This window comes from Gordonia sp. N1V, from assembly GCF_029269935.1.
GTDB lineage: Bacteria > Actinomycetota > Actinomycetes > Mycobacteriales > Mycobacteriaceae > Gordonia > Gordonia polyisoprenivorans.
In genome coordinates, this window is sequence record NZ_JARJDD010000103.1 from 1 (window position 1) to 439 (window position 439).

1 protein-coding gene and 1 pseudogene are annotated in these 439 nt (G+C 67.0%); one reads left to right on the top strand and one right to left on the bottom strand.

Annotation, left to right across the window (positions count from 1 at the left end; all coding sequences use genetic code 11):
* Positions 1-298 (top strand): HNH endonuclease signature motif containing protein (locus tag P3L18_RS28300; RefSeq protein ID WP_276116012.1); only part of this gene is annotated, 298 nt, incomplete at its 5' end.
* On the opposite strand, the pseudogene P3L18_RS28480 reads toward P3L18_RS28300, so the two are convergent.
* Positions 276-439 (bottom strand): annotated as a pseudogene (locus tag P3L18_RS28480) (efflux RND transporter permease subunit); the annotation flags it as partial. The gene P3L18_RS28300 and the pseudogene P3L18_RS28480 sit on opposite strands and share 23 nt — an antisense overlap.

Consider the following 439-nt stretch of genomic DNA (forward strand, 5'->3'; position numbering starts at 1 on the left):
GGCATTGACCTATGCACCCAGCGCCGCCCTGCGCGCTGAGGTGCTGGCCAACGACGCCTGGTGCCGATACCCGTACTGCGGGATGCCGTCACACCTGTGCGACCTCGACCACTGGCGGCCGTTCAACCACACCGACCCCGAAGCCGGAGGGTGGACGGTGCTCGGTGACCTGATCCCGCTGTGTCGGGCCGATCACCAACGCAAACACCTCGCCGAGTGGGCGGCTTGGGTCCGGGATTGTGGCCCTGCGGCAGCTTGGAGGAAAGCCAGCGGCAGACCACATAGAAGACCGGGGTGAAGATCAGGCCGAAGAAGGTCACGCCCAGCATCCCCGAGAAGACGGAGGTGCCCAGCGATTGGCGCATCTCGGCCCCCGGCCCCGTCGCCAGCATCAGGGGCACGACGCCCAGGATGAAGGCGAACGACGTCATCAGGATCG